A 25,134-nucleotide genomic window follows, 5' to 3' on the forward strand; every position below is an offset into this window, starting at 1 on the left:
GTCGTTTGCGGTCTTTCTCGTTCGTGCCGGTTTTGCCGGCAAGAGTGATCCAGAGGTATTTCATGTCTGAATTCCAGCTAGTCACCCGTTTCGAGCCCGCCGGCGATCAGCCGGAAGCCATCCGCCTGATGGTCGAGGGTATCGAGGCCGGGCTGGCGCACCAGACGCTGCTCGGTGTGACCGGCTCGGGCAAGACCTTCAGCATCGCCAATGTGATCGCCCAGGTGCAGCGCCCAACTCTGGTGCTGGCGCCGAACAAGACCCTGGCGGCGCAGTTGTACGGTGAGTTCAAGGCGTTCTTCCCGAACAACGCGGTGGAGTATTTCGTTTCCTACTACGACTACTACCAGCCCGAAGCCTATGTGCCGTCGTCGGACACCTTCATCGAGAAAGACGCCTCGATCAACGACCACATCGAACAGATGCGTTTGTCGGCGACCAAGGCATTGCTTGAGCGCAAGGACGCGATCATCGTCACCACGGTGTCCTGCATCTACGGCCTGGGCAGCCCGGAAACCTATTTGAAAATGGTGTTGCACGTGGATCGCGGCGACCGGCTCGATCAGCGTGAATTGCTGCGACGCCTGGCGGACCTGCAATACACCCGCAACGACATGGATTTTGCCCGCGCGACCTTCCGCGTGCGTGGCGATGTGATCGATATCCACCCGGCGGAATCCGATTTCGAGGCGATCCGCATCGAGCTGTTCGACGATGAAGTGGAAAGCCTGTCGGCGTTCGATCCGCTGACCGGCGAAGTCATTCGCAAACTGCCGCGTTTCACCTTCTACCCGAAGAGCCACTACGTGACGCCACGGGAAACCCTGATGGGCGCGGTCGAAGGGATCAAGGTCGAGTTGCAGGAGCGCCTGGAATACTTGCGCTCCAACAACAAACTGGTGGAAGCCCAGCGCCTGGAGCAGCGCACCCGTTTCGACCTGGAGATGATTCTCGAACTGGGTTACTGCAACGGCATCGAAAACTACTCGCGCTATCTGTCCGGTCGTGAAGCCGGCGCGGCGCCACCAACCCTTTACGATTACCTGCCGGCCGATGCCTTGCTGGTGATCGACGAGTCCCACGTCAGCGTTCCGCAGGTTGGCGCCATGTACAAGGGCGACCGCTCGCGCAAGGAAACCCTGGTCGAATACGGTTTCCGCCTGCCTTCGGCCCTGGACAACCGGCCGATGCGTTTCGATGAGTGGGAAAGCATCAGCCCACAGACGATTTTCGTCTCGGCGACCCCGGGCAACTACGAAGCAGAACACGCAGGGCGCGTCATTGACATGGTGGTGCGTCCGACCGGGCTGGTGGACCCGCAAATCGAGATCCGCCCGGCACTGACCCAGGTCGATGACTTGCTCTCGGAAATCTCCAAGCGTGTCGCTGTCGAGGAGCGGGTGCTGGTCACCACGCTGACCAAGCGCATGGCCGAAGACTTGACCGACTATCTGGCCGACCACGGCGTGCGCGTGCGTTATCTGCACTCGGACATCGACACCGTGGAGCGGGTCGAGATCATCCGCGACCTGCGCCTCGGCACCTTCGATGTGCTGGTGGGCATCAACCTGTTGCGTGAAGGCCTGGACATGCCGGAAGTCTCGCTGGTAGCGATCCTCGATGCCGACAAGGAAGGCTTCCTGCGCTCCGAGCGCTCACTGATCCAGACCATTGGGCGCGCGGCACGTAACCTCAATGGCCGGGCGATTCTCTATGCCGACCGCATTACCGGCTCCATGGAACGGGCGATCGGTGAAACCGAGCGTCGTCGCGACAAGCAGATCGCCTTCAACCTGGCCAATGGCATCACGCCAAAAGGCGTGTTCAAGGACGTTGCCGACATCATGGAAGGCGCCACCGTACCCGGTTCGCGCAGCAAGAAGCGCAAAGGCATGGCCAAGGCCGCCGAAGAGAACGCCAAATACGAAGCGGAATTGCGCTCGCCGGGCGAGATTGCCAAGCGTATCAAGGCCCTGGAAGAGAAGATGTATGCGTTGGCGCGTGATCTGGAGTTTGAAGCAGCGGCGCAGATGCGCGATGAGATTGGCAAGTTACGCGAGCGGTTGCTGACGGTTTGAGAATAGCGCTGACTGTGCGGGCCTCTTCGCTGGCAAGCCAGCTCCTACAGGGAATGTGTGGACACAAAAAATGACGGTGTGTACGCGTTTTTGTAGGAGCTGGCTTGCCAGCGAAGACGGCCGAAAGCGCACTGCAAGTTTCAAAAACGCCTTCGCCGGCAAGCCGGCTCCTACAGCCAGATGGCATCCCACAGTGAGTAGTCATGCACCCGTTTGACCAACCCTGCGCGTAATGGATTGGCAACGATGTAGCGGGCTACCGCCTGCAAATCTTCTTCGCGACGAATCGCTCGGTCATGGAAACCTTTCTGCCACAGCTGCCCCTTGCGTGCCAGACAGGCATTCACTGCTCTCGCACTGCGGGACTTGGTGGCGAGCATCAACCCTGGCAACGTGCTGTTCCTGAGTTCGAGCAACCAGTGAAAGTGGTCGGGCATCACTACCCAGGCAAGGGAGTTGGCCCGTTCGTCTATCTGGGCCTGACGAAATTGATCCACCACCAAACGCCCCACACGCCAGTCACTGAAGAGCGGTTCACGCAGATGGGTGACTGTGGTGAGCAGGTAGATCTGCCCGGATTGAGAGTGGCGCCCTGTGCGCAGGTGGCTGGCGTGTAGACGAGTGAGCAATCCGTTGCCCTCCTTTATCGATCGGAAAGGGTAAGGCTAGTGCGCAGATGAATTTACGTCGTACAGGTTTGGGGCCGGATGTGACAGGACTACCGCCTTCGCCGGCCAGCCGGCTCCTACGGGGAATGTGTGGACACAAAAAATGACGGTGTGTACGCGTTTTTGTAGGAGCTGGCTTGCCAGCGAAGACGGCCGAAAGCGCACTACAAGTTTCAAAAACGCCTTCGCCGGCAAGCCGGCTCCTACAGGGCTCTCGGGTGCACGCAAAACCGTAGGAGCGGGCTTGCCCGCGAAGGCGTCCTGACAATCGCCGCAGAACCTGGTCAGTGCGCTTCGCCAGCCTTCAACCCCTCCGGCAGCTTCCTGGTCAGCAACACCGCCACCATGCTGATCCCCAGCGCAATCCCGACAAAATGAAACGCATCGTTATAGGCCATGATCGACGCCTGTTGATGCGCGATCTCGCTGAGTTTGCCCAGTGCCGCCGTTTCACTGCCCAGTCGGTCGGTCAACGAGGTAATGCGCTCGGCCACCTGCGGATTGCTCGGCACGATGGATTCACGCAGGTAGTCAAAGTAAACCTTGGTCCGCGCATCCAGTAGCGTGGCGAGCAGGGCGATGCCGATGGCGCCGCCGAGGTTGCGCAGGATGTTGAACAGGCTCGACGCCGATCCCGCATCCTGGGGCAGGATGTAGGCGGTCGCGATCAGCGAGATGGTGACCATGATCAGCGGTTGGCCCAGGGCGCGGATGATCTGGATCTGATTGAACTGTGGCCCGGCAAAGTCAGGGTTCAGCACGCCCGAAGAGAAGCTCGCCAGGCCGAATAACCCGAATCCCAATGTGCACAGCCATTTTGGCGAGACGAACTTCATCAGCTTGGGCACCAGTGGAATCAGAAACAGCTGCGGTACGCCCATCCACATGATCACTTCACCGATCTGCAGGGCGTTGTAGTTCTGGATCTGCGCCAGGTACAGCGGCAGCAGATAGATCGAGCCGTACAACCCGACCCCCATTCCGACGCTGGAAATACTGGATAGCCCGAAGTTGCGGTTGCCGAGGATGCCGAGATTGATCAGCGGATTGGGTTTGGAAAACTGCACGATCACAAAGGTGATCAGGCTGACCAGCGCGATGCTGCCCAGGGTCACGATCAGGTTCGACTCCAGCCAGTCCTTGCGATGGCCTTCCTCCAGAAAAACCTGCAAACAACCAAGCCCGACGCCGAGAGTGAGAATGCCGGCGTAGTCGGTGCTTTTCAGCAACTCCCAGTGCGCTTCTTTCTTCTCCAGGCCGTACATCAGGCCGGCGATCATGATCAGGCCGGGCGGGACGTTGATGTAGAAGATGTATTCCCAGCCCCAGTTTTCCGTCAGCCAGCCGCCGAGGGTCGGGCCGATGGAGGGGGCGAAGGTGGCGGTCATGGCGAACATGGCCATGCCCTTGGCGCGGTGGTGTTCCGGGAGTTTGATCAGGGTCAGGGTGAATGCCAGCGGGATCAGCGCGCCGCCGGTAAAGCCCTGCAAGGCGCGAAACATGATCATGCTTTCCAGGCTCCAGGCCATGGAGCAGAGCAGGGAGGCCGCTAGAAACCCGAGGGACACCCACACGGCAAGCCGTCGCGCCGACAGCAACTGCACCAGCCAGGCGGTGAGCGGGATCATGATGATTTCCGCCACCAGGTACGAGGTGGAGATCCACGAACCTTCTTCCAGGGTCGCCGACAGCGCGCCCTGAATATCCTTGAGCGAGGAGTTGGTGATCTGGATGTCCAGCACCGCCATGAACGCACCGAGCATCACGCTCATCACCGCAATCCAGTCCCGCCGGGTCGGTTCGCCGATCGGGCGGATCAGTTGATCACCGGCCATTGTCAGCGGCGTCTTTGCTGCTCACTTTGGTGGTGACATCTTCAGGCGCGTCCTTGATGTTCACCTTGGCGGTCACTGACATGCCCGGACGAATCTTGCCGCGCAACGGGTTGTCCGCGGCGAAGGTCAGTTTTACCGGAATCCGTTGTACGACCTTGGTGAAGTTGCCCGTGGCATTGTCCGGCGGCAACAGGCTGAACTGCGCACCCGAGGCGGCGAACAGGCTGTCGACCCGGGCTTCGATAGGGGTGTCGCTGTAGGCGTCGAAGGTCAGCTCGGCTTTCTGGCCGGGCTGCATGTGGCCGATCTGGGTTTCCTTGAAATTGGCCTGAATCCAGATGTCTTCATCCGGCACGATCGATAACAGGTAAGCGCCGGCCTGCACGTATTGGCCTTCGCGGGCTGCACGCTGGCCGATCAGGCCGCTGATAGGTGCGTGGATTTCGCTGCGGGTCAGGTTCAGTTCTGCCTGGGCGAGGTCGGTCCTGGCGTTGGCGATCTGCGCGTCGAGGCGTTTGATCTCGGCGGTCAGTGCATTGACCTGCTGGCGCTGACTTTGCGCGTCGGCCTGGGCCTTGGCCACTTGCGAGCGGGCAATGTGGGATTCGGCGGAGAGGGTGGTCACCCGTTCTTCCGAGACATAACCGGGTTTGCGCAAGGTCTCGGCGCGGGTCAGGTCGATCTGCGAACGGCCCAGGCTGACCTGGCTGGACGCGACTTGCGCTTCGCTGGCGGCAATCAGGCTGGCCTGCTGGGTCAGTTTGCTCTGGGCTTGCAGGCGCTCGGCCTGGCGGGTGGCCAGGGCGGCATTGGCGCGGTCGACAGCGAGGCGGAAGTCGTCGCCTTCGAGTTTGACCAGCAACTGGCCTTTCTCGACATGCTGGTTGTCCTGCACCAGCACCTGATCGATACGCGCGCCCAATTGGCTCGACACACGGGTGATCTCGCCCTGGACATAAGCGTTGTCGGTGCTTTCATAAAAGCGCCCCTTTAAAAACCAGTGGGCAAACAGGCCCCCGGCAATCAACAGGATGATCAGCAGGAAAAAGGACAGGCGACGCTTGAGTTGGGCAGGCATGGGGAAAACTGTAGTCGAGAAATTGTAAGGGAAGTTATCAGCAGGTGAATCTGGCATACAGCCGATAAACGGTAAATGCCGTCGGCCGATATTCGCGGCATACGGGCGTTACAGCCGCAACCTTGGCTTAAATGCCCTGTTCGCTGGAGCCGGGCGGGTGTCGCCTGTTACCATTCGCGCCTTGTTTGAACTTTGCTTTTTTTCTTTTCGAGACATGCCATGACCACCGTCCGCACTCGCATCGCGCCATCGCCTACCGGGGATCCCCACGTAGGTACCGCTTACATCGCCTTGTTCAACTACTGCTTTGCCAAGCAGCACGGCGGTGAGTTCATCCTGCGGATCGAAGACACCGACCAACTGCGTTCGACCCGCGAGTCCGAACAGCAGATTTTCGACGCCTTGCGCTGGCTCGGCATCGAATGGAGCGAAGGCCCTGACGTCGGCGGCCCGCACGGTCCATACCGTCAAAGCGAGCGCGGCGATATTTATCAGAAGTATTGCCAGCAACTGGTCGACCTGGGTCATGCGTTCCCGTGCTTCTGCACCGCCGAAGAACTGGACCAGATGCGCGCCGAGCAGATGGCCCGTGGCGAAACCCCGCGCTATGACGGCCGCGCGCTGCTGCTGTCCAAGGAAGAAGTCGCCCGTCGCCTGGCCGCTGGTGAGCCCCACGTTATCCGCATGAAGGTGCCGAGCGAAGGCGTCTGCGTGGTGCCGGACATGCTGCGCGGTGACGTTGAAATCCCGTGGGACCGCATGGACATGCAAGTCCTGATGAAGACCGACGGCCTGCCGACGTACTTCCTGGCCAACGTGGTCGACGATCACCTGATGGGCATCACCCATGTCTTGCGCGGCGAAGAGTGGCTGCCATCGGCACCGAAGCTGATCCTGCTTTACGAGTACTTCGGCTGGGAACAACCGGAGCTGTGCTACATGCCGCTGCTGCGTAACCCGGACAAGAGCAAGCTGTCCAAGCGCAAGAACCCGACTTCGGTGACGTTCTACGAGCGCATGGGCTTCATGCCCGAAGCGATGCTCAACTACCTGGGCCGCATGGGCTGGTCGATGCCGGACGAGCGCGAGAAGTTCTCGTTGCAGGAAATGGTCGACAACTTCGATCTGAAGCGCGTGTCCCTTGGCGGGCCGATCTTCGACATCGAGAAACTGTCCTGGCTCAACGGTCAGTGGCTGCGTGACCTGCCGGTGGAAGAGTTCGCTGCGCGCGTGCAGAAGTGGGCGTTCAATTCCGATTACATGATGAAGATCGCACCGCACGTGCAGGGCCGTGTCGAAACCTTCAGCCAGGTGGCACCGCTGGCCGGGTTCTTCTTTGCCGGTGGCGTGAACCCCGATGCCAAGCTGTTCGAATCCAAGAAGCTGTCGGGCGATCAGGTCCGCCAGTTGATGCAGTTGATCCTGTGGAAGCTCGAAAGCCTGCGTCAGTGGGAGAAGGACAGCATCACCGCAACCATTCAGGCGGTGGTCGAATCCCTGGAGCTGAAGCTGCGTGATGCCATGCCGCTGATGTTCGCTGCGATCACCGGCCAGGCCAGTTCGGTGTCGGTGCTCGATGCGATGGAAATCCTCGGGCCGGACCTGACCCGTTTCCGTCTGCGCCAAGCGATCGACCTGCTGGGCGGTGTGTCGAAGAAAGAAAACAAAGAGTGGGAAAAGCTGTTGGGCGCTATCGCTTAAGCGCTTGCGGTCTACTGTAGGAGCTGCCGAAGGCTGCGATCTTTTAATCTTGTTTTCAAAAAGCAAAGCCAAAAGATCGCAGGCTGCGCCAGCTCCTACAGGTCTGCGTTGGTTGCAAACCTCCCGGATTTTCCGGGGGAGGGCGGTAAGTGATTGTTATGTCGGCAAAAAATTTTAAATTTTTTGAAAAATAAGTTTGACAGGCTTTCGATACACCCTTAAGATTCGCCCCGTCCTCAGCGATGACATCAACGATGAGGGGCTATAGCTCAGCTGGGAGAGCGCTTGCATGGCATGCAAGAGGTCGACGGTTCGATCCCGTCTAGCTCCACCAATTTACACTTCAAGGTCTGGCCACACCGGCCTTGAAGCGATCAACACTCAGCGTTGATCTGTTGTATAGAAGGGTTTGCGTCCCCTTCGTCTAGTGGCCTAGGACACCGCCCTTTCACGGCGGTAACAGGGGTTCGAGTCCCCTAGGGGACGCCAGTTTTACAGAAGCGATGTTGCAAGATGTCGCTCCGCCGCGAGGCGAAAAATCCGGGGCTATAGCTCAGCTGGGAGAGCGCCTGCATGGCATGCAGGAGGTCAGCGGTTCGATCCCGCTTAGCTCCACCAATTTTACAGTTCAAGGTCTGGCCACACCGGCCTTGAATCGATCAGCTCTCAGCACTGATCAGTTGTATAGAAGGGTTTGTGTCCCCTTCGTCTAGTGGCCTAGGACACCGCCCTTTCACGGCGGTAACAGGGGTTCGAGTCCCCTAGGGGACGCCACGATTACCCGCTCTGCGGGATTTATAAGGGTCATTCAATTATTGAATGGCCCTTTTGTTTGTCTGGCGTTTGGCCAAATTCCTCCATTTTCCAAAAAACTGTTCTTCAGACCAGCGGTCACACCCATGACTTGCTAAAATTTATTATGAGAATAATATTTCAATCGTAATATTCGGAGGCAACGATGAACGATAAAAAAGCTCAAACCCGCGAACGCATCCTCAAGGCTGCCAGCGCAGCGCTGATTCAGCGCGGCCCGGCCGAGCCAAGCGTGGGCGAAGTGATGGGCGCAGCGGGCCTGACGGTCGGCGGCTTCTACGCACACTTCGAAAGCAAGGACGCGATGATGCTGGAGGCGTTCAAGCAATTGCTCGGTCACCGCCGCGACCTGATTGCCGACATGGACGCGGAGTTGACCGGCGAAGAGCGCCGCACTCTGGTGGCAGCGTTTTACCTGTCGCGCAAGCACCGTGATTCCTCCGAATCGGCGTGCCCGATCCCGGCATCGGTCGGTGAACTGGGGCGGCTGCCGGAAGCGTTTCGTATTGCATTGAATGAACACGTCGAAATGATGGTCGCGCAGTTGGCGGCCAGTCCTGAAGAAACCGAAAAAGCCCTGGCCGATATGGCCTTGATGGTGGGTGGGCTGGCTCTGGCGCGGGCGCTGGGGCCAGGAGAGTTGTCCGATCGATTACTGCGCGCCGCCAAATCGGCAGTGCGTTGACCTGAAGGCTGCGGCCTGAGGAGAATGCGATGAGCGCGTTAAAGTGGGTTCGTGGCGTTAATGGCACCTTGGGCTGGTTTGCCCCGAAACTGGTCGCTAGCAAAATGCGACTGGCCTTCATGACACCGCGGGATCTGCCGCCCCGTGACTGGGAGCTGCCGCTGCTGGCGAGGTCCGAGCGGATCACCTTGCGTTTCGGCCTCTCGGCGTTGCGTTGGGGGCAAGGCCCGGCCGTGTTGCTGATGCACGGTTGGGAAGGGCGGCCAACGCAGTTTGCCAGCCTGATCACGGCGTTGGTCGATGCCGGTTACTCCGTGGTCGCGCTGGATGGTCCGGCTCACGGCCGCTCGCCGGGCAGCGAGGCGAATGTGGTGCTCTTTGCTCGTGCCATGCTCGAAGCCGCCGCCGAACTGCCGCCACTGCAAGCGGTCATCGGCCACTCCATGGGGGGCGCCAGTGCGATGCTAGCGGTGCAGTTGGGCCTGCGCACGGAAACCCTGGTCAGCATCGCTGCCCCGGCGCGGATTCTTGGTGTGTTGCGTGGGTTCGCCCGCTACGTCGGACTGCCACCAAAAGCCCGTTCGGCGTTCATTCGCCAGGTCGAGCAAGACGTCGGCATGCGCGCCGCGACGCTGGATGTCGCACACTATCAACTCGACATGCCCGGACTGATTGTCCACGCCGAAGACGACAATCTTGTCTCTGTGAAGGAATCCCAGCTGATTCACGAAGCGTGGTTCGACAGCCGTTTGCTGCGCCTGCAAGAAGGTGGGCATCAGCGGGTGCTGGCTGACCCTCGGGTGATTGATGGCGTGTTATCACTGCTGGCCGGTCGCCGTCTGCAATCGCGCCAATCCGCTTGAGCATCCGTTACACTGCCCTGGTCGAAATTATCTGACCAGGGAGTCGGGCATGGGCTGGGATCGGGAAACGCCATTTATCATTGATCTGCAAGTGGACGCCGAGGACATTGACGGGTTGGGGCACGCGAACAACGCGGTCTACGTGACCTGGCTCGAACGCTGTGCCTGGCGCCACTCCCAACGCCTTGGCCTGGACCTGGTCGAATACCGGCGGCTGGACCGCGCGATGGCAGTGGTGCGCCACGAGATCGATTACCTGGCGGCAGCCTATGAAGGCGATGAGTTGCAATTGGCGACCTGGATTGTCGATTGGGATCAGCGCCTGAGAATGACCCGGCATTTCCAGTTGAAGCGACCCAGCGACAATTCGACCTTGCTGCGCGCGCAAACCACCTTCGTCTGTATCGAGCTGTCCAGCGGCAAGCCCAAGCGCATGCCGGTAGAGTTCATCGAGGGTTATGCTCCGGCATTGCTATCGCTCTAACCAATGTAGGAGCGAGCTTGCTCGCGAAAAACCTGAGACCGCCGCGGGGCGTCAGGCTGGTCGCGTTAACGTTGACGACCATCGCGAGCAAGCTCGCTCCTACAGGGGATCTGCGATGTTCTGCAGAGTCCTGCTGAAACCAGTAAACTGCCGCACGTTTTTCCTCGAGTGTGTTTTTCATGCAAATTGCTTTGGCGCCCATGGAGGGGTTGGTCGACGACATCCTGCGCGATGTGCTGACCCGCGTGGGTGGTATTGACTGGTGCGTGACCGAGTTCATTCGGGTCAACGACCAGCTGCTGACACCTGCCTATTTCCACAAGTTCGGCCCGGAGTTGCTCAACGGTGCCCGGACGGCCTCCGGTGTGCCGCTGCGTGTGCAACTGCTCGGTTCCGATCCTGTGTGCCTGGCAGAAAATGCCGCGCTGGCTTGCGAGCTGGGTTCTGAAGTGATCGACCTGAACTTCGGCTGCCCGGCCAAGACCGTCAACAAATCCCGTGGTGGCGCGGTGCTGCTCAAGGAACCCGAGCTGCTCAACCAGATCGTCGAATACGTCCGCCGCGCCGTTCCCGCACACATTCCGGTCACCGCCAAGATGCGCCTGGGCTTCGACAGCCCGGACGGTTCGCTGGTGTGTGCCACGGCCCTGGCCGAAGGCGGTGCGGAACATATCGTGGTGCACGCGCGGACCAAGGTTGACGGCTACAAACCGCCCGCGCACTGGGAGTGGATTCCACGGGTGCAGGACGTGGTCAAGGTGCCAGTGTTCGCCAATGGCGATATCTGGAGCGTCGAAGACTGGCGTCGCTGCCGCGAGATCAGCGGCGTGGAAGACATCATGCTCGGTCGTGGCCTGGTGTCGCGTCCGGATCTGGCCCGGCAGATCGCTGCCGCGCGGGCCGGGGAGGAGGTGGTCGAGATGACCTGGGCCGAGTTGCTGCCACTGATCCAGGACTTCTGGCTGCAAGCCAAGGCGCAGATGACACCACGCCAGTCGCCGGGGCGCCTGAAGCAATGGCTGGCGATGCTGACCCGCAATTATCCCGAGGCGGTGGAGCTGTTCACCGTGCTGCGCCGTGAGACCGAACTGGATAACGTCTCGCGTTTGTTGGGTCTGCCGGTGGCTGAAGCGGCCTGAAACTTTTTTGTGCCTTGTCCTCTAAAAACGCTACTTCAGCAGTTTTTGAAACTCCTCAACCGGCAACGGCTGACTGTGCAAATACCCTTGGTAGAAGTGACAATCCAGCCCCTGCAAGAACTCCAGTTGCTCCGCTGTTTCCACCCCTTCGGCAATCACTTTCAAGTCCAGGCTGTGGGCCATGGCGACGATGGCGCGGATGATCTCGGCGTCGTTCGGGTCGCTGGTGGCATCGCGGATGAACGACTTGTCGATTTTCAGGGTGTCGACCGGCAAGCGCTTGAGGTAGGTCAACGAGGAATAGCCGGTGCCGAAGTCGTCCATGGCGAAGCTCACGCCGAGTTTTTTCAGGCGGCGCATTTTGCTGATGGTGTCTTCCAGGTTCTGGATCACGATACCTTCGGTGATTTCCAGCTTCAGCAGGGAGCAGGGCAGGCCATAGCTGTTCAGGCTGTTTTCGACGCGCTCGACGAAGTCGTTCTGGCGGAACTGGCGCGGGCTGATGTTCACGCACAGGCTGAATCTTAGCGGGTCTATCAGGCCGTTTTCGATCAATTGCTTGAAGGCCTGGCAGGCTTCGTCGAGGATCCAGGTGCCGACTTCCAGAATCAGTCCGCTGTCTTCCAGTACCTTGATGAACTCGTTGGGTGACTGCGGGCCAAGCTCCGGATGATTCCAGCGTACCAGGGCCTCGGCACCGACGATGCGGTCGCCCCGGGCGTCGACCTGGGGTTGGTAATGCACGCGAAACTCGCCCCGGGAAAGCGCCAGGCGCAAGTCGGTTTCCATGCGCAGGCGTTCGCTCGCGGCCTTTTGCATGGTGTTGTGGTACATCTGCGCGGTATTGCGCCCCGAGTCCTTGGCGCGATAGAGCGCGATGTCGGCGCGCTTGAGCAGGTCGGTCGGGGTCGAACCGTGATCGGGGATCAGCGCAATGCCGATGCTTGGTGTCACTTGCAGGCGCTGGCCATCGAGGAACATCGGTTCGGACAGCAGTTCGCGGATGGTGTCGGCCAGTTGGCGTACCTGATCGCTGACCTCGCTGCGCGAGCCTTCGAGACCGCTGAGCAGTACCACGAATTCGTCACCGCCCAGGCGCGCAACGGTGTCTTCCATGCGCACGCTGGCCTCCAGGCGCGCGGTGATGATTTTCAGCACGGTATCGCCCACCGGATGCCCGAGGGAGTCGTTGATGTGCTTGAAATGGTCGAGGTCGAGGAACATCAGCGCGCCGCGCAGGTTATGGCGTTTGAGCAGGGCGATCTGCTGGCTCAGGCGGTCCATCAGTAATGCCCGATTGGGCAGGTTGGTCAGTGAGTCGTGGTAGGCCAGGTGGCGAATCTGCGCTTCGGCGTTTTTCAGCAGGCTGACGTCTCGCGCGGTCAACAGCAGGCAGGCGGTTTCATTGAGTGTGATCGGCTCCACCGAGACTTCGACAGTGAGCAGTTCGCCGCGCTTGTTACGCCCGAGCATTTCCTGGTGATGAACCCGGCCCTTGATCTGCAATTCCGCCAGCAGCGCCGAGCGTTGTTTTTCTTCAGCCCAAATCCCCACCTGATACACCGTGCGGCCCACCACTTCTTCGGCGCGGTAGCCGGTCAGGCGGCAGAAGCCGTCGTTGACCTCCAGATAGCGCCCGGTGTCGCGCTCGGTGATGGTGATGGCGTCGGGGCTGGAGTGGAACGCCTTGGCGAATTTCTCTTCACTGGCCTTGAGCGCCGCTTCCGAGCGCTGTTGCTGGGTGATGTCGCGCAGCGTGGTGACAATGCAGGGCTGGTCGCCGACGCTGATCTGGCGGCTGGAAATCACGCAAGTCAGGACCTGTCCGTCCTTGTGCTGGACGAGAATGGCGACGTTGTTCAGGCCTTGTTCGCGGATCACTTGTTCGATCCGTCGCAGGCTTTTCGCTGAAGCGTCCCACAGGCCTATTTCGTCGGCGCTGCGGCCGATCACATCGGCGGTGCTCCAGCCGAAGGTCTGGGTGAAGCTGGAGTTGATTTCAATGAACTGGCCGCTGTCCTGGTGGGTGACGCAGATCGGGTCGGGGCTGACCTGGAACAGCGTGGCGAATTTCTCTTCGGAGGCCACCAGCCGTTGTTCGCGCTCCACCTGGTCGGTGATGTCGAGCAATGTGCCTGCCATGCGCACCGGCACGCCGTTGTCATCGCGGTAGAGGCGGGCGCGGCTTTCCAGGTAGCGCGAGCTGCCGTCAGGCAATTGCACGCGGTAGGTCAATTGATAGTTGCCGGCCGGGCCTTCACGCAGGCTGCGGTAAGCGTCGCGCATGGTGTCGCGTTCTTTGCCGGGCACGCCTTCGAAAAACTCGTCGAAGGACTCGTGAAAGGGTTTGGCGTCCAGGCCGTGCAGTTGGGCGGCCCGTGCCGATCCGTAGAGCATGCCGCTGGGAATGTGCCAGTCCCAGGTGCCGAGCTGCGCGGAGTCCAGGGCCAGGTCGAGGCGTTCCTGGCTGTCCTTGAGGGCATGTTCGGCGACTTTGCGTTCGGTGGTGTCCAGGAACGTGCTCAGTAGATAGGGCTGGCCTTCGAGCTCGACTTTTTGCGCACTGAGGATACCGTCATGGACCTGGCCATTGCTGGCGCGAAACTGCACTTCCATGCTCACCAGGTCGCCTTTGGCCTTGGTGGCCTTGACCAGGTCGGCCCGTTGCTCGGGATGCACCCACAGCCCCAGTTCCAGGGTGGTGCGGCCGATCGCGTTTTGTACCGGCCAACCGAACAGGCTTTCGAAATGCTGGTTGGCTTCGGAAATCAGGCCGTCTTCCTGGCGGGTCAGCAGGACCATGTTCGGGCACAGGTGAAACAGGGTGGCGAAGCGTTTTTCCGAGCTGCTCAACGCCTGCTCGCGCTGGCGCTGGTGGGTAATCTCGCGGATCACGCCGATCATCCGTGGCCTGCCGTGCTTGTCCGGCAACAGGCTGCCGTTGATTTCCAGCCAGTGCAGGCTGCCATCGGGCCAGCGGATGCGGTGATGCATCGCTTGCTCCAGTGGCGCGCCAGCGATGACCGCGTGGAAGGCGCGAAGGGTTTTCGCGCGATCTTCCGGAGGCAGCAGGTCGAGGTATTCCAGATCCGATGGCAATGGTTTGCGGGGGTCGAAGCCGAACAGCGCCTGCGTGCCCCGGGACCAACTGATCTGCCCGCGCTCGATGTCCCAATACCAGGCGCCCAGGCGCGCGCCGTTGAGCGCGGCCAGTAATTGCGAGGCACTTTCCCAGCTCTGTTCGGAGCTTTTCGGATCAAGTGCCTGAATTCGCGGCATCGGCGGAATACGGTCTACAGATTTCGGCATTGGCAAGCCTTGAGCTGAGTTTGGGCGTTTGTTGCAGGAATTCTCGGCTCTATAGGAGTAGCACAAGTTAGCCTTGAGTCCCTGGCGGATCGAGTTGAGCGTCCAGCAAGGCCATGAAGGCCCGCGCAGCATTCGACAGCGTCCTTTCCGTGTGCAGGATATAGCCTAGCTGGCGAGTGAGCTGTATGCCCGGCAAAGGTATGCGTGCTACCTGGTCATCGAGCATGGTGCGCGGCAAAACGCTCCAGGCCAGGCCAATCGAGACCATCATCTTGATGGTTTCCAGATAGTTGGTGCTCATGGCGATGTTTGGCGTCAGGCCCTGGGCTTCAAACAGCCGTTGCACAATGTGGTGGGTAAAGGTATTGCCGCCGGGGAAGACCGCCGGGTGCCGGGCGATGTCTGCCAGGCTGACCTTGCCGTTGTTGAGTAGAGAATGCTCCGGGGCGACCACGAAATCCAGCGGGTCGTTCCACACCGGGGTGGCCTTGACCAGCGCATGGGGCTCTGGCGCGAGGGTGATGACCGCCAGTTCGGCGCGACCATGGAGGATCTCCTCATAGGCTACTTCCGAATCGAGAAACTGGATATCCAGCGCCACCTCGGGATAACGTCGGGTGAACTCCCTTAATAAAGGCGGCAAGCGGTGCAGGCCGATGTGGTGACTGGTGGCCAGGGTCAGACGGCCGGTCACCTCGCCCGTGAGGTTGGTCAAGGCGCGGCGCGTATCATCGAGGACATTCAGAATCTGGTAGGCCCGCGGCAGCAGGGCGCGCCCGGCCTCGGTCAGGCCCACTTCACGACCCAGGCGATCGAACAGCCGCACCTTCAATTGCTGCTCCAGCCCGGCGATGCGTTTGCTGATGGCCGGCTGGGTCAGGTGCAGCCGTTCCCCGGCGCCGGAGAAGCTTCCGGTCTCGGCGATGGCAATAAAAGCATTGAGGTTGGCCAGGTCCATGGTTGTATTCCAGTTGGTTATCCAAAGCATAAAAAATATGAATTTGAGTTATTTAATGTAACCCCATAGGATCAGCCTCACAAGCCAAAGGGTTATTGAGACTTTCAAAACCCGGGGCATAGAAACAAGCTGATGAGGAACCGTCTGATGGCCGGCAAAACGCTCTACGACAAGCTCTGGGATTCGCATTTGGTCAAGCAGCGCGACGATGGCTCTGCGCTGATTTACATCGACCGTCACATCATCCACGAAGTGACCTCGCCGCAAGCCTTCGAAGGCCTGCGTCTGGCCGGGCGCAAGCCATGGCGCATCGATGCCAACATCGCGACCCCGGACCACAACGTACCGACCACGCCGGAGCGCAAGGGCGGCATCAACGCCATCGTTGACCAGGTCTCGCGTCTGCAAGTGCAGACTCTCGATGACAACTGCGATGAATACGGCATCGTCGAGTTCAAGATGAACGACGTTCGCCAGGGCATCGTCCACGTCATCGGCCCGGAGCAGGGCGCAACCTTGCCGGGCATGACCGTGGTCTGCGGCGACTCCCACACCTCGACCCACGGCGCATTCGGCGCGTTGGCGCACGGTATCGGTACTTCCGAGGTCGAGCATGTGCTCGCCACCCAGTGCCTGGTCGCCAAGAAAATGAAAAATATGCGGGTAGCGGTCGAAGGCCAGTTGCCGTTCGGCGTGACCGCCAAGGACATCGTGCTTGCCGTGATCGGCAAGATCGGCACCGCCGGCGGTAACGGCCACGCCATCGAGTTCGCCGGCAGCGCGATTCGCGACCTGTCCGTGGAAGGCCGCATGACCATCTGCAACATGTCCATCGAGGCCGGCGCTCGCGTAGGCCTGGTGGCCGCGGACGAAAAAACCGTGGCTTACGTCAAGGGCCGTCCTTTCGCACCGAAAGGCGCGGAGTGGGACCTGGCTGTTGAAGCCTGGAAAGACCTGGTTTCCGATGCCGACGCCGTCTTCGATACCGTTGTCGAACTCGATGCGGCCGAGATCAAGCCACAAGTCAGCTGGGGCACCTCGCCGGAAATGGTCTTGGCTGTTGATCAGAACGTGCCGGATCCTGCGAAGGAAATGGACCTGGTCAAGCGCGACTCCATCGTCCGCGCCTTGAAATACATGGGGTTGACCGCCAACCAGGCGATCACCGACATTCAGCTCGACCGCGTGTTCATCGGTTCCTGCACCAACTCGCGGATCGAAGACCTGCGTGCGGCGGCCGTGATCGCCAAGGGCCGCAAAGTGGCCTCGACCATCAAGCAGGCCATCGTCGTTCCGGGCTCGGGTCTGGTGAAGGCCCAGGCCGAATCGGAAGGTCTGGACAAGATTTTCCTCGAAGCCGGATTCGAATGGCGTGAGCCGGGTTGCTCGATGTGCCTGGCGATGAACCCGGACCGTTTGGAAAGTGGCGAGCATTGCGCTTCGACCTCCAACCGTAACTTCGAAGGCCGTCAGGGCGCCGGTGGTCGTACCCACCTCGTCAGCCCGGCCATGGCCGCGGCCGCCGCGGTGAACGGTCGTTTCATCGACGTCCGTGAATTGATCCAGGGAGCGCAGTAAGCATGAGAGCATTTACCCAACATACTGGACTTGTCGCGCCTTTGGATCGTGCCAACGTCGACACCGACCAGATCATTCCGAAACAATTTCTGAAGTCGATCAAGCGCACGGGTTTTGGCCCGAACCTGTTCGATGAATGGCGTTACCTGGATGTGGGCCAGCCTTATCAGGACAACTCCAGGCGTCCGCTGAACAAGGACTTCGTCCTCAACGCCGAGCGTTACCAAGGTGCCAGCGTATTGCTGGCCCGCGAGAACTTCGGTTGCGGCTCCAGCCGTGAACACGCGCCGTGGGCGCTGGAAGAGTACGGTTTCCGCAGCATCATCGCGCCGAGCTATGCCGACATCTTCTTCAACAACAGCTTCAAGAACGGCTTGCTGCCGATCATCTTGAGCGATGCCGAAGTCGATGAGCTGTTCCAGCAGGTCGAGGCCAATCCGGGCTATCAATTGCAGGTCGATCTGCAAGCCCAGACCGTGACCCGCCCTGACGGCAAGGTGCTGAGCTTCGAAATCGATGCCTTCCGCAAACACTGCCTGCTCAACGGCCTGGACGATATCGGCCTGACCTTGCAGGACGGCGATGCGATTGCGGTGTTTGAAGCCAAGCACCGGGCGAGCCAGCCTTGGTTGTTTCGTGACGCTTGATTGATCCGAGATTGATGTAGTCAGGGCGGGCCCCTTCGCTGGCAAGCCAGCTCCTACAGTTGAAACGCATTCCCCTGTAGGAGCTGGCTTGCCAGCGAAGAGGCCCGCCCAGACACCCCAAGACTCACCCCAAAAAAGGAAGTCCCCATGACCAGCACCGCCCGACACACCCAAGTAGTCCAGAAGCAATTCGGTGAACAGGCCTCGGCCTACCTGAGCAGCGCCGTACACGCTCAAGGCACTGAATTCGCGCTGCTACAGGCCGAGCTGGCCGGGCAGGGTGATGCGAGGGTCCTGGATCTGGGCTGCGGCGCCGGTCACGTGAGTTTTCACGTAGCCTCATTGGTGAAAGAAGTGGTGGCCTACGACCTGTCGCAGCAGATGCTCGACGTGGTGACCGCTGCCGCCGTCGATCGTGGTTTGAGCAACGTGTCCACGGTCAACGGTGCCGCCGAGCGCCTGCCGTTCGCCGATGGCGAATTCGATTTCGTCTTCAGCCGTTATTCGGCGCACCATTGGAGCGATCTCGGCGTGGCGTTGCGGGAAGTGCGCCGGGTGTTGAAGCCGGGCGGTGTGGCGGCGTTCGTCGACGTATTGTCACCGGGTAGCCCGCTGTTCGACACTTACCTGCAAAGCGTCGAAGTGCTGCGCGACACCAGCCATGTGCGCGATTATTCCGCCGGCGAGTGGTTGCGCCAGGTCAGCGAGGCGGGGCTGCACACCCGCAGTACCACTCGTCAGCGCCTGCGTCTGGAGTACAACAGCTGGGTCGAGCGCATGCGCACACCTGAAGTGATGCGCGCGGCGATCCGCGCGTTGCAGCAGTCGATGGGCAACGAAGTACGCGAATATTTCGAGATTGAGGCCGATGGTTCGTTCAGTACCGATGTATTGGTGCTGATGGCTGAACGATAAGCTTTGAAAGATAAGCTCTGAAAAAAAAAGCACCGAGCGATAGACTTTTTCCGGGAGCGCCGCAGGGCGCACCGACTGATGACATGAGGAACGCATGAGCAAGCAGATTCTGATTCTCCCAGGTGACGGTATTGGCCCGGAAATCATGGCCGAAGCGGTCAAGGTGCTGGAGCTGGCCAGCGACAAGTTCGCCCTGGGCTTCGAGCTGAGCCACGACGTGATCGGCGGCGCTGCCATCGACAAGCACGGCGTGCCGCTGGCCGATGAGACCCTGGAGCGTGCCCGCGCGGCCGACGCCGTGTTGCTGGGTGCCGTTGGCGGCCCGAAATGGGATGCCATCGAACGTGACATCCGCCCTGAGCGCGGCCTGCTGAAAATCCGTGCGCAACTGGGCCTGTTCGGCAACCTGCGCCCGGCGATCCTGTACCCGCAACTGGCCGAGGCTTCCAGCCTGAAGCCGGAAATCGTGGCCGGCCTGGACATCCTGATCGTCCGTGAGCTGACCGGCGGCATCTACTTCGGCGCGCCACGCGGTACCCGTACCCTGGAAAACGGCGAGCGTCAGTCCTATGACACCCTGCCGTACAGCGAAAGCGAAATTCGTCGTATCGCCCGTGTCGGTTTCGACATGGCCATGGTCCGTGGCAAGAAGCTGTGCTCGGTGGACAAGGCCAACGTACTGGCCTCCAGCCAGCTGTGGCGTGAAGTGGTCGAACAAGTGGCCAAGGATTATCCTGAAGTCGAACTGAGCCACATGTACGTCGACAACGCCGCGATGCAGCTGGTGCGCGCACCGAAGCAGTTCGACGTGATCGTCACCGACAACATGTTCGGCGACATCCTGTCCGACCAGGCCTCGATGCTCACCGGTTCCATCGGCATGCTGCCGTCGGCGTCCCTGGACACCAACAGCAAAGGCATGTACGAGCCGTGCCACGGTTCGGCGCCGGACATCGCGGGCAAGGGCATCGCCAACCCGTTGGCGACCATTTTGTCGGTGTCGATGATGCTGCGTTACAGCTTCAACCAGCAGGCCGCGGCCGATGCCATCGAGAAAGCCGTCAGCCTGGTGCTGGATCAGGGCTTGCGCACCGGCGACATCTGGTCGGCAGGTTGCACTAAAGTCGGTACGCAGGAAATGGGTGACGCAGTAGTCGCCGCGCTGCGGAATCTGTAATCTCTCGGGCCCGCTGCCAAATTCAAGACAAGGCAGCGGCCCACATTTCAAGAAGGTGTAGTTGCGATGAAACGTGTAGGTCTGATCGGTTGGCGCGGTATGGTCGGTTCCGTGCTCATGCAGCGGATGCTGGAAGAGCAGGATTTCGATCTTATCGAGCCGGTGTTTTTCACCACTTCCAATGTCGGTGGCCAAGGCCCGTCCGTGGGCAAGGACATTGCTCCGCTCAAGGACGCTTACAGCATTGAAGAGCTGAAAACCCTCGACGTGATTCTGACCTGCCAGGGTGGCGACTACACCAGCGAAGTATTCCCCAAGCTGCGTGAAGCCGGCTGGCAGGGTTACTGGATCGACGCCGCTTCCAGCCTGCGCATGCAGGATGACGCGGTGATCGTTCTGGACCCGGTCAACCGCAAGGTGATCGACCAGCAGCTGGACGCGGGCACCAAGAACTACATCGGCGGCAACTGCACCGTCAGCCTGATGCTGATGGGTCTGGGTGGCCTGTTCGAAGCCGGTCTGGTGGAGTGGATGAGCGCCATGACCTATCAGGCGGCCTCCGGTGCCGGCGCGCAGAACATGCGTGAACTGATCAAGCAGATGGGCGCGACCCACGCCGCTGTTGCCGATCAACTGGCCGATCCGGCCAGCGCGATCCTCGACATCGACCGTCGTGTTGCCGAAGCCATGCGCAGCGACGCGTACCCGACCGAAAACTTCGGCGTACCGCTGGCCGGCAGCCTGATCCCGTGGATCGACAAGGAACTGCCGAACGGCCAGAGCCGCGAAGAGTGGAAGGCCCAGGCCGAGACCAACAAGATCCTTGGTCGCTTCAAGAGCCCGATCCCGGTCGATGGCATCTGCGTACGCATTGGCGCCATGCGCTGCCACAGCCAGGCGCTGACCATCAAGCTGAACAAAGACGTACCGATCGCTGATATCGAAGGGTTGATCAGCCAGCACAACCCTTGGGTCAAGCTGGTACCGAACAGCCGTGAGACCAGCATTCAGGAGCTGAGCCCGAACAAGGTCACCGGCACCCTGAACATCCCGGTTGGACGTCTGCGCAAGCTGAACATGGGTTCGCAGTTCGTCGGCGCGTTCACTGTTGGCGACCAGTTGCTGTGGGGCGCGGCCGAACCGCTGCGCCGCATGCTGCGGATCCTGCTCGAGCGTTGATCGGTTGATGCAATGAAAGAACCCGTGCCTTGAGAGAGGTGCGGGTTTTTTTATCCTTGTAGGAGCGAGCTTGCTCGCGATGAGGCCGGCACGAACACCACAAATCTCCCGCCGAATTGCCTGCATCCCCACCACCCGGTAAAGTGCCGCTCCCCCCGTTTCGCCAGAGGTCAAACCATGAGCCAGTCCATTGATATTGCCGTGATCGGCGCCACCGGTACTGTCGGCGAAACGCTCGTGCAGATTCTCGAAGAGCGCGATTTCCCGATCGGCACCCTTCATCTGTTGGCCAGCAGCGAATCGGCCGGCAGTTCCGTACCGTTTCGCGGCAAGAATGTGCGGGTGCGGGAAGTCGATGAGTTCGACTTCAGCAAGGTGCAGCTTGGGTTTTTCGTGGCCGGCCCGGCGGTTTCGTTGAGTTTTGCTTCCCGCGCGATCGATGCCGGATGCTCGGTGATCGATCTCTCCGGTGCCTTGCCGGCCGAAAAGGCGCCGCAGGTCGTGCCTGAGGCCAACGCTCAGGTGTTGGCCGGCTTGAAAAAACCGTTTCAGGTCAGCAGTCCAAGTCCGTCGGCCACCACGCTGGCGGTGGTGCTCGCGCCGCTGATGGATTTGCTCGATTTGCAGCGCATCAGCCTGACCGCCAGCCTGGCGGTATCGGCCCAGGGCCGCGAAGCCGTGAGCGAGCTGGCGCGGCAAACCGCCGAACTGCTGAATGTGCGGCCGCTGGAGCCGAAATTCTTTGATCGGCAGATGGCCTTCAACCTGTTGGCCCAGGTCGGCAAACCGGATGAGCAAGGTCATACATTGCTGGAAAAACGCCTGGTGCGTGAGCTGCGCCAGGTCATGGCGCGGCCGTCATTGAAGATTTCCGTCACATGCATTCAAGCCCCGGTGTTTTTTGGCGATAGCTATAGCGTGACCCTGCAGTCCGCGAGTGAAATCGACCTGGCGAAAGTCAATGCGGCCCTGGAAGACGCACCCGGCATCGAGCTGGTGGAGGCTGGTGATTACCCGACCCCGGTGGGCGATGCGGTAGGGCAGGATGTGGTCTACGTCGGTCGGGTTCGCCAGGGTATCGACGACCCGTCGGAACTTAATCTGTGGCTGACGTCAGATAACGTACGCAAAGGCGCCGCGCTCAACGCGGTGCAGCTGGCCGAGTTGTTGCTTAAAGACCTGCTGTAAAAGATACTTTGCAACAATTTGTCGAATGATTACGCGCGACGACCCTCGCCGTTGCGCGCAATGCCTTACGGCAGCGGCTATCAATACCTTCTCGCTGGCCGAGGAATGTTCAAACTAAGGATGTGCTAATGGTTCAAGTTCGCAAACTGGTGTTAGCAATAGCGGCCGCCTCGGCGCTGTCCTCCGGTATGGCGCATGCCCTCGGGCTCGGGGAGTTGACCCTGAAATCGACGCTCAACCAGCCGCTGGTAGCGGAAATCGAGCTGCTCGATGTCAAGGATCTCACCGCCGCCGAAGTGGTGCCGAGCCTGGCCTCACCAGACGATTTCGCCAAGGCCGGTGTCGACCGCCAGGCGTTTCTCAACGACTTGACCTTCACCCCGGTGCTTAACGCCAGCGGCAAAAGCATCCTGCGCGTGACCTCCAGCAAGCCACTCTCCGAACCCATGGTGAAGTTCCTGGTTCAGGTCATGTGGCCGAACGGTCGTTTGCTGCGCGACTACAGTGTATTGCTCGATCCGTCCAAATTCTCGCCGCAAACCGCTGAAGCGGCTGCGCAACCAACGTCAACGGTTGCCGCGCCCGTCACCGGTGCGACCAAAGCGTCCCAATACACCACCACACCGCGCGATACCCTGTGGGTAATCGCCGCGAAGGCGCGTAATGGCGGTTCGATCCAGCAAACCATGCTCGCCATCCAGGCGCTGAACCCGGACGCCTTCATTGACGGCAATATCAACCGCTTGAAAACCGGCCAGGTGCTGCGCCTGCCGGACCAGGTGCAGAGCGCGGGCCTGCCGCAAGCCAAGGCCATTGCCGAAGTGGCTGCACAGAACACCGCATGGCGCCAGGGGCGTCGCTACGTGGCCAAACCCGGGGCAGGGCAGCAACAGCTCGACGCTACCAATCGCGCTCGCACCGATGGTGCGCCCGCTCAAGCGGCCACCGACAAACTGAGCCTGGTTTCTGCCGAGTCCGGCAAGAACCGTGGCAAAGGGGCCGCTGGAGATGCCACGGCCCTCAGCAACAAGCTGGCGATGACCCAGGAAAGCCTCGATACCAGTCGTCGTGATAACGCCGAACTGAAAAGTCGCATGACCGACCTGCAAAGCCAGGTGGACAAGCTGCAGCGCCTGATCGAGTTGAAGAACAATCAACTGGCCAAGTTGCAAACCGAGGGCGCTGCGGGTGCACCAGCGGCTGCGACAGCTCCGGCGATGTCGGCCGAGCTGGCTGCCAACCCGGCAGCGCCTGCTCCGGCTGACACTGCACCAGTGCCCGAGAAGCCCGTTGAGGCGACACCGGCAGCATCCGACGATCAGAAATTCAATGAGTTGCTGAGCAATCCGGTGCTGCTGGGCCTGGTGGGTGGCGGTGCGGTGGTTCTGCTGCTCTTGCTGCTGTTGCTGGCGCGCCGCCGCAAAGCCCGGCAAGAAGCCGAAAAGCATATGCGCATGGCCCGTGCCTTGGCTGAAGAACAGCCGTTCTCGGCCGATTTCGACTTGCCGGAAACCAGCTTCGAAGGCCTGGAAGTTCCATCGCCGAGCGTGAAGCTGGCGACTGCCCCGACGCCTGCTCCCGCGCCAGCGCCGGTGGTTGCCCCGGTCGTGATGACCACGCCGATCGCCGCGCCATTGGTGGCGCCGGCTGCCGAGCGTTCCGACGATGTGCTGGGCCAGGCTCAGTCGCACATCAATGCCGGTCGCCTGAACCAGGCTGCCGCGTTGCTGGAGGACGGCGTCAAGCAAGAGCCGAAGCGCAGCGACTTGCGCTTGAAACTGATGGAAGTCTACGGCCAGCAAGGCGACCGCGATGCGTTCGTCGGCCAGGAGCGTCAGTTGGTGGCCAATGGCGACAACTTCGCCCAGGTTGAAAAGCTCAAAAGCCGCTTCCCGGCCATGGCGCTGGTGGCTGCCGGTGGCATCGCCGCAGCCGCCGTTGCTGCCGAGCTGGATGCGCAATACGTCAAGGACCTGTTGCTCGATGAGCCGCAAGCACCGGCGCCAGAGCCGGTGCCAGCGCCGTTCGAGGATGACCTCGACAGCGCCTTCGACCTGAGCCTGGATGATCTGGACGCGATCACGCCTGTGGCGCCTGCGCCTGCACCTGCGCCGGAGCCTGAAGTGACGGCGCTGGCGGACCTGGACGAGTTCCCGCTGGATGACGATCTGAGTTTTGAGTCGGTGTTGCAGCAACAGACTGAAATCAAGGAAAACCTCGACGACCTGTCGGACTTCGATCTCGACCTGGATCTCGGTGCGCAACCGTCGCCGGCGATACTGGCTGAAGACGATTTCCTGCTGGATCTGGACGAAGGCGTGAAGGATTTTCCGGTCGCTGAAACCCCGGCTGTTCCTGAGGTCGCGCTGGATGACCTGGAATTGCCGGCCGATTTCGATCTGTCGCTGGCCGACGAAATGGACGCACCGGATGCGTTCGCGGCTGAGCTGGATGATGTCAACGCCGAGCTGGAGAGCCTGTCCAGCAGCATCGGCGAACCGACCTTCACCGAAGCAGATGCCGCGCTGGGCGACGATGATGACTTCGACTTCCTCTCGGGTACTGACGAAGCCGCTACCAAGCTCGATCTGGCTCAGGCCTATATTGACATGGGCGACAGCGATGGCGCTCGCGACATCCTCAATGAGGTGGTGAGCGAAGGCAGTGTCGAGCAGAAGAGCGAAGCCGAGGAAATGCTTTCGCGCCTGGCTTGAGTGATCGGTATGTTTTAAAAAAAGCGGCAGCCCATTGAGGCTGCCGTTTTTGTTTGGCTGGTGTGCGTTGGTGACTGTGAAATTGCTTTCGCGGGCAAGCCCGCTCCTACAGTGATTTATGTCGC

General features: G+C 60.6%; 18 protein-coding genes and 4 tRNA genes. 17 read left to right on the forward strand and 5 right to left on the reverse strand.

The genetic code is table 11. The annotated features are described in order from the left end of the window. Positions 1–62 precede the first annotated feature (62 nt). Positions 63–2,078 (forward strand): excinuclease ABC subunit UvrB, encoded by a 2,016-nt coding sequence (gene uvrB / locus AC1DWG_RS04200; RefSeq protein ID WP_477763502.1) that lies wholly within the window; start codon positions 63–65, stop codon positions 2,076–2,078. Positions 2,079–2,248: 170 nt separating this feature from the next. Here uvrB and AC1DWG_RS04205 read toward each other — a convergent pair whose 3' ends face one another. The 3 genes from AC1DWG_RS04205 to AC1DWG_RS04215 all read right to left on the reverse strand — a co-directional run bounded on the left by AC1DWG_RS04205 (position 2,249) and on the right by AC1DWG_RS04215 (position 5,659). Beyond that, the gene (locus AC1DWG_RS04205) at positions 2,249–2,707 is read right to left on the reverse strand and encodes an REP-associated tyrosine transposase (protein WP_477763503.1); all 459 of its coding nucleotides are present in this window, start codon (positions 2,705–2,707) and stop codon (positions 2,249–2,251) included. A 323-nt stretch (positions 2,708–3,030) separates the two neighbouring features. Beyond that, positions 3,031–4,581: an MDR family MFS transporter gene (locus AC1DWG_RS04210; RefSeq protein WP_477787292.1), complete on the reverse strand. Its 1,551-nt coding sequence runs from the start codon at positions 4,579–4,581 to the stop codon at positions 3,031–3,033. After that, positions 4,571–5,659, reverse strand: a complete 1,089-nt coding sequence (locus AC1DWG_RS04215) for an HlyD family secretion protein (RefSeq protein ID WP_477763505.1) — start codon at positions 5,657–5,659, stop codon at positions 4,571–4,573. Before AC1DWG_RS04215 ends, AC1DWG_RS04210 begins: the two co-directional genes overlap by 11 nt. Positions 5,660–5,878: 219 nt before the next feature. Between AC1DWG_RS04215 and gltX the strand changes: the two genes are divergently transcribed. The 9 genes from gltX to AC1DWG_RS04260 all read left to right on the forward strand — a co-directional run bounded on the left by gltX (position 5,879) and on the right by AC1DWG_RS04260 (position 11,344). Continuing rightward, on the forward strand, positions 5,879–7,360 hold the full coding sequence (gltX, locus tag AC1DWG_RS04220) for a glutamate--tRNA ligase (RefSeq protein ID WP_477763506.1): 1,482 nt from the start codon (positions 5,879–5,881) through the stop codon (positions 7,358–7,360). A gap of 258 nt (positions 7,361–7,618) precedes the next feature. Next, a tRNA-Ala gene (locus AC1DWG_RS04225) sits at positions 7,619–7,694 on the forward strand. 79 nt (positions 7,695–7,773) lie between these two features. Then, positions 7,774–7,849: transfer RNA gene (locus AC1DWG_RS04230), tRNA-Glu, on the forward strand. Between the two features lie 53 nt (positions 7,850–7,902). Continuing rightward, a tRNA-Ala gene (locus AC1DWG_RS04235) sits at positions 7,903–7,978 on the forward strand. Between the two features lie 80 nt (positions 7,979–8,058). Beyond that, positions 8,059–8,134 (forward strand) — tRNA-Glu (locus tag AC1DWG_RS04240). Positions 8,135–8,318: 184 nt separating this feature from the next. Beyond that, a complete protein-coding gene (locus AC1DWG_RS04245) occupies positions 8,319–8,858 on the forward strand; it encodes a TetR/AcrR family transcriptional regulator (RefSeq protein ID WP_477755760.1) in 540 nt (179 codons plus the stop codon). A gap of 29 nt (positions 8,859–8,887) precedes the next feature. Further along, on the forward strand, positions 8,888–9,721 hold the full coding sequence (locus tag AC1DWG_RS04250) for an alpha/beta fold hydrolase (protein WP_477755761.1): 834 nt from the start codon (positions 8,888–8,890) through the stop codon (positions 9,719–9,721). Between the two features lie 49 nt (positions 9,722–9,770). Then, positions 9,771–10,205 (forward strand): acyl-CoA thioesterase, encoded by a 435-nt coding sequence (locus AC1DWG_RS04255; protein ID WP_477755762.1) that lies wholly within the window; start codon positions 9,771–9,773, stop codon positions 10,203–10,205. A 179-nt stretch (positions 10,206–10,384) separates the two neighbouring features. Then, entirely contained in the window at positions 10,385–11,344 is a 960-nt protein-coding gene (locus tag AC1DWG_RS04260; RefSeq protein WP_477763507.1) for a tRNA dihydrouridine synthase, read from the forward strand. A gap of 30 nt (positions 11,345–11,374) precedes the next feature. Here AC1DWG_RS04260 and AC1DWG_RS04265 read toward each other — a convergent pair whose 3' ends face one another. Beyond that, positions 11,375–14,653, reverse strand: coding sequence for a sensor domain-containing protein (locus AC1DWG_RS04265; RefSeq protein ID WP_477760701.1), 3,279 nt, complete (start codon positions 14,651–14,653; stop codon positions 11,375–11,377). Between the two features lie 67 nt (positions 14,654–14,720). Next, a complete protein-coding gene (locus AC1DWG_RS04270) occupies positions 14,721–15,611 on the reverse strand; it encodes a LysR family transcriptional regulator (RefSeq protein ID WP_477763508.1) in 891 nt (296 codons plus the stop codon). A 147-nt stretch (positions 15,612–15,758) separates the two neighbouring features. On the opposite strand from AC1DWG_RS04270, the gene leuC reads away from it, so the two are divergent. From leuC to AC1DWG_RS04305, 7 genes are all read left to right on the forward strand, one after another. Then, a complete protein-coding gene (gene leuC / locus AC1DWG_RS04275; RefSeq protein WP_477787293.1) occupies positions 15,759–17,189 on the forward strand; it encodes a 3-isopropylmalate dehydratase large subunit in 1,431 nt (476 codons plus the stop codon). Positions 17,190–17,191: 2 nt separating this feature from the next. Beyond that, positions 17,192–17,836 (forward strand): 3-isopropylmalate dehydratase small subunit, encoded by a 645-nt coding sequence (gene leuD, locus AC1DWG_RS04280; protein WP_477763510.1) that lies wholly within the window; start codon positions 17,192–17,194, stop codon positions 17,834–17,836. Positions 17,837–17,983: 147 nt separating this feature from the next. After that, on the forward strand, positions 17,984–18,751 hold the full coding sequence (locus AC1DWG_RS04285) for a class I SAM-dependent methyltransferase (RefSeq protein WP_477763511.1): 768 nt from the start codon (positions 17,984–17,986) through the stop codon (positions 18,749–18,751). A 94-nt stretch (positions 18,752–18,845) separates the two neighbouring features. Further along, the gene (gene leuB / locus AC1DWG_RS04290; protein ID WP_477787294.1) at positions 18,846–19,928 is read left to right on the forward strand and encodes a 3-isopropylmalate dehydrogenase; all 1,083 of its coding nucleotides are present in this window, start codon (positions 18,846–18,848) and stop codon (positions 19,926–19,928) included. A gap of 66 nt (positions 19,929–19,994) precedes the next feature. Continuing rightward, the gene (gene asd, locus AC1DWG_RS04295; protein WP_007975660.1) at positions 19,995–21,107 is read left to right on the forward strand and encodes an aspartate-semialdehyde dehydrogenase; all 1,113 of its coding nucleotides are present in this window, start codon (positions 19,995–19,997) and stop codon (positions 21,105–21,107) included. A gap of 177 nt (positions 21,108–21,284) precedes the next feature. Continuing rightward, positions 21,285–22,295, forward strand: coding sequence for an aspartate-semialdehyde dehydrogenase (locus AC1DWG_RS04300; protein WP_477787295.1), 1,011 nt, complete (start codon positions 21,285–21,287; stop codon positions 22,293–22,295). 128 nt (positions 22,296–22,423) lie between these two features. Then, positions 22,424–25,009 carry a motility hub landmark protein FimV gene (locus tag AC1DWG_RS04305; protein WP_477787296.1) on the forward strand — a complete coding sequence of 862 codons (2,586 nt, stop codon included), beginning with the start codon at positions 22,424–22,426 and terminating at the stop codon, positions 25,007–25,009. The last annotated feature ends 125 nt before the right edge of the window (positions 25,010–25,134 follow it).

The organism is Pseudomonas sp. P4_B3, from assembly GCF_056402295.1.

Bases quoted from the DNA above. Each gene is read 5' to 3' on its own strand.
- asd (WP_007975660.1), top strand. From the start codon at position 19,995: ATGAAACGTGTAGGTCTGATCGGTTGGCGCGGTATGGTCGGTTCCGTG.
- AC1DWG_RS04215 (WP_477763505.1), bottom strand. From the start codon at position 5,659: ATGCCTGCCCAACTCAAGCGTCGCCTGTCCTTTTTCCTGCTGATCATC.
- AC1DWG_RS04250 (WP_477755761.1), top strand. From the start codon at position 8,888: ATGAGCGCGTTAAAGTGGGTTCGTGGCGTTAATGGCACCTTGGGCTGG.
- AC1DWG_RS04285 (WP_477763511.1), top strand. From the start codon at position 17,984: ATGACCAGCACCGCCCGACACACCCAAGTAGTCCAGAAGCAATTCGGT.
- AC1DWG_RS04245 (WP_477755760.1), top strand. From the start codon at position 8,319: ATGAACGATAAAAAAGCTCAAACCCGCGAACGCATCCTCAAGGCTGCC.
- AC1DWG_RS04255 (WP_477755762.1), top strand. From the start codon at position 9,771: ATGGGCTGGGATCGGGAAACGCCATTTATCATTGATCTGCAAGTGGAC.
- uvrB (WP_477763502.1), top strand. From the start codon at position 63: ATGTCTGAATTCCAGCTAGTCACCCGTTTCGAGCCCGCCGGCGATCAG.
- AC1DWG_RS04300 (WP_477787295.1), top strand. From the start codon at position 21,285: ATGAGCCAGTCCATTGATATTGCCGTGATCGGCGCCACCGGTACTGTC.
- leuC (WP_477787293.1), top strand. From the start codon at position 15,759: ATGGCCGGCAAAACGCTCTACGACAAGCTCTGGGATTCGCATTTGGTC.
- AC1DWG_RS04265 (WP_477760701.1), bottom strand. From the start codon at position 14,653: ATGCCGAAATCTGTAGACCGTATTCCGCCGATGCCGCGAATTCAGGCA.
- AC1DWG_RS04210 (WP_477787292.1), bottom strand. From the start codon at position 4,581: ATGGCCGGTGATCAACTGATCCGCCCGATCGGCGAACCGACCCGGCGG.
- gltX (WP_477763506.1), top strand. From the start codon at position 5,879: ATGACCACCGTCCGCACTCGCATCGCGCCATCGCCTACCGGGGATCCC.
- leuD (WP_477763510.1), top strand. From the start codon at position 17,192: ATGAGAGCATTTACCCAACATACTGGACTTGTCGCGCCTTTGGATCGT.
- AC1DWG_RS04270 (WP_477763508.1), bottom strand. From the start codon at position 15,611: ATGGACCTGGCCAACCTCAATGCTTTTATTGCCATCGCCGAGACCGGA.
- leuB (WP_477787294.1), top strand. From the start codon at position 18,846: ATGAGCAAGCAGATTCTGATTCTCCCAGGTGACGGTATTGGCCCGGAA.
- AC1DWG_RS04260 (WP_477763507.1), top strand. From the start codon at position 10,385: ATGCAAATTGCTTTGGCGCCCATGGAGGGGTTGGTCGACGACATCCTG.
- AC1DWG_RS04305 (WP_477787296.1), top strand. From the start codon at position 22,424: ATGGTTCAAGTTCGCAAACTGGTGTTAGCAATAGCGGCCGCCTCGGCG.